Here is a 6,194-nt window from a genome sequence, read left to right on the forward strand (position 1 = left end):
TAATGCACGTCAACATAACAGGAGAACCACCATGTCGAAGACCGTATACCGCATGATCCTGCGGCTCACCGCGCCGGAAGAGTTCGCCGAACGCGACGACCGCAACGACGACGCACAATAAGACATAATCAGTACTGTGCCAACGCAACGAGCGGCAGGGGCTGGTATGCGTCGCTCGACCGTAGGCTTGGCCGAACGGCCTTGAGTGTGTCGAGCGACGCATGCCAGCCCCTGCCGCGGACGTCCGGACCAACTGAACATCACCACACGAATCACCACATCGAGAACACCATCATCACAAGGAGAGCACACATGGCACCGATTTCCGTACCGCGCAAGCCGCTGAAACTCATCGACCGGGTCTCGGCGATCAACTGGAACCGTCTCGAGGACGAGAAGGACCTCGAGGTGTGGGACCGCCTGACCGGCAACTTCTGGCTGCCCGAGAAGGTCCCCGTCTCCAACGACATCCCCAGCTGGCAGAAGATGAGCGAGGACGAGCACACGCTCACCATGCACGTGTTCACCGGCCTGACGCTGCTCGACACCATCCAGGGCACGGTCGGCGCGGTGTCACTCATCCCGGACGCCCTGACCCCGCATGAGGAGGCCGTGTACACGAACATCGCGTTCATGGAGTCGGTACATGCGAAGAGCTACTCGTCGATCTTCTCGACGCTGTGCTCCACCGAACAGATCGACGCGGCGTTCGACTGGAGCGAGCAGAACGAGTACCTGCAGAAGAAGGCGCAGATCGTACTCGACTACTATGAGGGCGACAGCCCGCTCAAGCGCAAGGTCGCCTCGACGCTGCTCGAGTCGTTCCTCTTCTACTCCGGCTTCTACCTGCCGATGTACTTCTCGGCGCATGCGAAGCTGACGAACACGGCCGACGTGATCCGTCTCATCATCCGCGACGAGGCCGTGCACGGCTACTACATCGGCTACAAGTACCAGAAGGGCCTTGAGCGTGTGAGCGACGCGAAGCGCGAGGAGATGCGCGAATACACGTACGACCTGCTCAACGAGCTGTACGATAACGAGGTGGATTACACCGAGTCGTTGTACGAGCGCGTGGGGCTGACGGACGATGTGGAGAAGTTCCTGCGTTACAACGGCAACAAGGCGCTGATGAACCTCGGCTATCCGGCGCTGTTCCCGGCGGAGGCGTGCGACGTGAATCCGGCGATCCTGGCGTCGCTGTCGCCGAACGCCGACGAGAACCACGACTTCTTCTCCGGTTCCGGCTCATCCTATGTGATGGGCAAGGCCGAGGAGACCGACGACGACGATTGGGATTTCTAGTCGGCTGTCGCGCACATCATCGACCGTCACCGTCGCGCCGTGGTCATGCCGCGGCGAGGTGGTGACGGTTGTTTCTATGGAGGGTTATCAAACGGCGTGGTTTCGCGGTTTCGGCCGGTTCGCCGCGAGGTGCGCGAACCGGCCGATGATGGCAGACTTGAGCCATGACTTCCGATCTTGTGCATCACGGCGAATCATTCGACGGCATTCCGCTCGGCTTCGCCACGCAATCCATTCACCTGGGCAACGGGGTTGACGCCGAGACCGGCGCGATACGTCGCCCGATCACGCTGGCGAACGCCTACGCGCTCCCGTATGACCCGTCCGACATCAACTGGTCGAGTTCGGACGTGAACCTGTACACCCGTAACGGCCATCCGAACCAGCGGTATCTTGAGGCGAAGCTCGCCCGGCTTGAGGGGACCGAGGATGCGGTCGTGCTCGCCTCCGGCGTGGCCGCGCTCGCCGCGACGTTCACGACGCTGCTGAACCGCGGCGACCACGCGATTTTCTCGGACACCACGTACATAGCCGCATACCGGCTGCTCAACGAGATCCTGCCGGAGAAGTACGGCATCGAGACGTCCATCGTCGACACGTCCGACCCCGAGAACGTCCGTGCCGCGATCCGGCCGAACACCAGGCTCGTGCACATCGAGACGCCGGCCAATCCGACGTTGAAGGTCACGGATATCGAAGCGGTGGCGACGATCGCGCATGGGGCCGGTGCGTTGCTTTCGGTCGACAACACGTTCAATTCGCCGTTCAATGTCAGGCCGGTGGATTTCGGCGCCGACGTGGTCATCGAAAGCCTCACCAAGTACATCAACGGCCATGGTGACGCGCTGGGCGGCGCCATCGCCTGCTCCAAGGAGCTGACGGACCGTATCCGGTTCACGTATCAGGTGAACTACGGCGGCATCATCTCCCCGTTCAACGCGTGGCTCATCAACCGAGGTTCGGTGACGCTGCCGTTGCGCATGCGGCAGCACAACGCCTCCGCGCTGGCCGTCGCGAGGCACCTGGAGTCCCTGCCGCAGGTGAGGTTCGTGGCGTATCCGGGTTTGGAGTCGCATCCGCATCATGATGTGGCGGCACGGCAGCTCGCCCGTCCGGATTCCGGGTTCGGCGGCGTGCTGTCGTTCGGTCTTGACACCGACCATGATGGGCATAACCGGTTCGTCAGCAAGCTCAATGTCATCACGTCGGCGGTCTCGCTGGGCCACGACGAGAGCCTCATCGTCTTCCTCGGTGAGGATGACGAGCGGCAGTACCTGTATCCGCCCGAGTTCCATCGTGGATTCTTCCGTCTTGCCGTGGGGCTTGAGGACACCGACGATCTGATTCGCGACATCGACCACGCGTTGCGCGAGACCGGGCTGTAACAGCGTCACCGGTTCCGCTGCGGTCTGCGGCAACGACAAACAGGACCGTCACAATCGGGCCGATGCCATCTTGGACCGGTGCCGTAAGGCCGATGCCAAGATGGTTTACCACCAGACCGCGGGAGGCCGGGATGCATGTTCCCGGCCTCCCGCGGCCTGTCATGTCAGCGTCCGCCGAACGAGCCGCCGCCGGAACCGCCGGACGATCCGCCGAATCCGCCTCCGCTGAAACTGCCTCCCGATCCGCCGAATCCGCCGAACGAGCCGCCGGAGCCGCTGCCGCCTGTCGATTGCGGCCGTGCGGCGTTGATCGTGGACCGGATGTCCGCTAACCCGGAGTTAAGCTGCGCCCCGATGTCGTTGAAGTTCGCCGAGAAGGACGACGCGTCGAAGGACGGTGTGAACCGCGTTCCCGCACCGCCCGCGGCACCGCCTGACATGGCGGAGCCGTACCGGTAGCGCCAGCCGTACGGACGGTAGCCCCAGTAAAGCAGCGATCCGGTGGCATGACGGTCCAGCCATGCGGGGTCGGTCACCTGCGGATACGCCTTGGCCAGCTCGGCCATGGCCTTATCGGCGATGCCGAACGCCGCCGCATACACAAGATAGCGGTCCCACAGCGCGATGTCGGCGGCCCCACGGTCGGTGAAGTCGCTGAAATCGGTGAGATACCGGTACAGACCTTGCACTTGCCCCGCATATTGCTGTCCGGCAGGCGTCAGCACGGCACCGACCGCATAGGCCATGTCGAACACGCCGCCGATCATGATCGGGATGCCGAGCAGCAGCGCCACGGTCAGGTTCCCCCACACCATCGAGACCGCTGCCGCGCCGAACGACAGCGACACCGCGAGCACGCCCATGACGCGGGCCATGCCGCCGCCGCTGTCCGTGGCGCCAAGCATGGCGAATTCGTTGCGGCATGACGTCGTGTATCGTTCGAGCGTCTGATAGCCGGCATGCCATTGGCTGCACGCCTTCTTCATCCGGTCAAGGTCGAATACCGGGGAACCGACGCGTTTCGACACTGCGATCAGCAGTCCCAGTGCGTCGGCTTCGCTGCGGCCCAGACGCAGCTTTTGTCTGGCTTTCGCATCCAAGCCCGCCGGCAGGATGACCAGCGTCATCGTCGTGCCGGCTGCGGACTGCCGTCCGGCATCGGACCCGATCATCGAGGCGAGACCGGCGTTGTCCGCGTCGCTCAGGTCGATGCCGTGGTACAGGCTTGCCGGCCCGGGGTATATCGCCAGTGCCCGTTTCGATACGAGCGAGAGCATCGTCGCCGTCATCTGCCGCGAGTCAAGGGAGCCCTGCGACAGGCCGATGATGTCGCTCATCTTCGCGGCGCTGGCGGGGCTGAGATTCGGCGGCTCACGCCAGTATTCGATGTCACCCTGATACTGTGATCGCCGGTAGCTGCGAATCGCGGAGGCCAGGCCGACCGCGACCATCGTCAGTCCGGCCACCACCACGAGCCCCCAGATCAGCAGCCGCACCCGTGCCTGAGTGCGCTGGGAGTCCCGCCATGTGGTCTCCTGCTCGTCTTCGGCGGTCTGCAATGTGCGCAGGCGGTCTCCGCTACGCCGGCGTATCCAGTTGCCGTCACCGCTGCTCCAGTCGGATGGCTGTTTGACGGCATCGGCGTCATAGGCGGCTACAAGGTCGATGTACGATCCTGCGCGCACGTCGTAGGCCGTGAACCGCAACGACCCGTCGGAGTATCGTCCCGTTTCGGATGTGCCGGTGTAATGCAGCCACGCCCAACTGCTGTCTCCGTCGATGCCGGAGGGGAAGCGTACGACGCCGTTAAGCGTGCCGATGGGAACGAGGTTGCTGTCGCCGACCGGCTCCCACTGGAATGTGGCGATGTCGTCATACAAGGTCGTCGCGCCATGCAGGGTCATGGAGACCTTGAATCGCAGGCTGCTCGCTTTGACGGTGGCTGGGATGTTCCATCCGATTTCAACGGTTTTGCGCTGGCTGTCGGCCAAAGCCGCGGCATCACCGTCGTCGGGGATGCTGTAGCCGTCCTTGGCCGGATCATATGGCTGCGGATCGTCTTCCGTGGTGACGTCGGCGATGTACCAGCGGCCTGCGTAGTCGCTGTCCCATGTCGCATCGTCGATGTCGGCGGGATTCACGACCTGCCCTTGGCGGTACTGTTCGCCTGCGGTGATGTTGCGCACGCTGATGTCGGTGATGTTGGTCAGCCGCGCCGGTTTCAGCGTGTATTGCTGAAACAGTTGCTTCCACGGGCGGTCACCATCGCGTTTGCGCAGTTGCATGTCGATGTCCTGCGTGACGCGGATGCTGCCGTCACTCTGCACGGTCGCCTCGTAGTCGAGCGTGCGATAGCTCAGATCGGGCTTGTTGCCGGAGAACAGCGCAAAGCCGACCATGCCGCCGAAGACCACGACCGTGGCGATCAGCGCGGAGATCAGTGACCGTACGACCCGTTTCCCGTTCATGGTCGTCTCCATTCCTCATTGATGTTCTGCGACGGCGCCGCATCGGTGCCGCGCGGACGCGTCTGCAGGCACGCCGGTCAGAAGCGCACTTGCGGCGCCTGTCGAGCGGTCTCCTCGACCTGGAAGTACGCCGCCTGCTGGAAGTGGAACATGCCGGCGATGATGTTGCTGGGCACGGTTTCGATCTTCGTGTTGTACTTGAGGACGACATCGTTGTAGAACTGCCGCGCATAGGCGATTTTCGATTCGAGCGCCTTGAGCTGACCCTGAAGGTCCATGAAGTTCTGATTGGCTTGCAACTGCGGGTAGGCTTCGGCCGTGGCCTGCAGGTTGAACAATGCGCGTGACAGCGCGTTCTCCGCCTGAATGCGGTCGGTGGCGGTCGCACGCGGGTCGGATGCCGCCGCAACGACGCCGGCGCGTGCCTGCGTCACCTGGGTGAGCACCTGCGATTCATGGCCGGCATACCCTTTGACCGTTTCGACAAGATTCGGAATGAGGTCGGCGCGCTGTTTGAGCTGCACGTCGATCTGCGCCCATCCGTTCCCCACTCGGTTGCGCAATGCGACCAGACCGTTGTAGGCGCCCACAGCCCACAACACCAGTACGATGAGAATGACGAGGATTATCGCCAGTATGATCCATCCCATGAATACGCTCCTTACCGTTCGCCGGCGGCATCAGCACCACCGCTGATGACCATTGTTCCAGAGCTTGCCGCCAAGCGGTAGATATCTTCCCTTTTTCGCGTCCGTACGGCGAGTCGTCAGTGACAGCAATGCGAACAGGTGGTGGATAACTGTGGATAAGTCTGTGGATAAGTCTTGTACTGGTGACGGCAGGCGTCCCCGGACTTCCCATGGGGGATACAAGTGGACCCCCGGGGGCTTTCGCCTCGTCCGGGGGTCCATCCAACGGTGAATGCGGCGGCGTGCTACTCTCCCACACCCTCACAAGTGCAGTACCATCGCCGTGCCAGGCCTTAGCTTCCGGGTTCGGAAAGGGACCGGGCGTCTCACCTGGGCCATGGCCGCCG

At 63.0% G+C, this 6,194-nt stretch carries 4 protein-coding genes and 1 rRNA gene; 2 read left to right on the forward strand and 3 right to left on the reverse strand.

Features of this window, described 5'->3' with window-relative positions:
• Positions 1-312 precede the first annotated feature (312 nt).
• Together nrdF and F7D09_RS09055 are read left to right on the forward strand one after the other, a co-directional pair.
• Entirely contained in the window at positions 313-1,305 is a 993-nt protein-coding gene (gene nrdF, locus F7D09_RS09050; RefSeq protein ID WP_152235132.1) for a class 1b ribonucleoside-diphosphate reductase subunit beta, read from the forward strand.
• A 164-nt stretch (positions 1,306-1,469) separates the two neighbouring features.
• Positions 1,470-2,690 (forward strand): trans-sulfuration enzyme family protein, encoded by a 1,221-nt coding sequence (locus F7D09_RS09055; protein ID WP_152235134.1) that lies wholly within the window; start codon positions 1,470-1,472, stop codon positions 2,688-2,690.
• Between the two features lie 164 nt (positions 2,691-2,854).
• On the opposite strand, the gene F7D09_RS09060 is transcribed toward F7D09_RS09055, so the two are convergent.
• The 3 genes from F7D09_RS09060 to rrf all read right to left on the reverse strand — a co-directional run.
• Positions 2,855-5,158, reverse strand: coding sequence for a DUF2207 domain-containing protein (locus tag F7D09_RS09060; protein WP_152235136.1), 2,304 nt, complete (start codon positions 5,156-5,158; stop codon positions 2,855-2,857).
• Between the two features lie 77 nt (positions 5,159-5,235).
• On the reverse strand, positions 5,236-5,808 hold the full coding sequence (locus tag F7D09_RS09065; RefSeq protein ID WP_152235138.1) for a LemA family protein: 573 nt from the start codon (positions 5,806-5,808) through the stop codon (positions 5,236-5,238).
• 271 nt (positions 5,809-6,079) lie between these two features.
• Positions 6,080-6,194: ribosomal RNA gene (rrf, locus tag F7D09_RS09070) — 5S ribosomal RNA — on the reverse strand; the annotation flags it as partial.

This window comes from Bifidobacterium leontopitheci (genome assembly GCF_009193355.1).
Classification (GTDB): Bacteria; Actinomycetota; Actinomycetes; order Actinomycetales; family Bifidobacteriaceae; genus Bifidobacterium; species Bifidobacterium leontopitheci.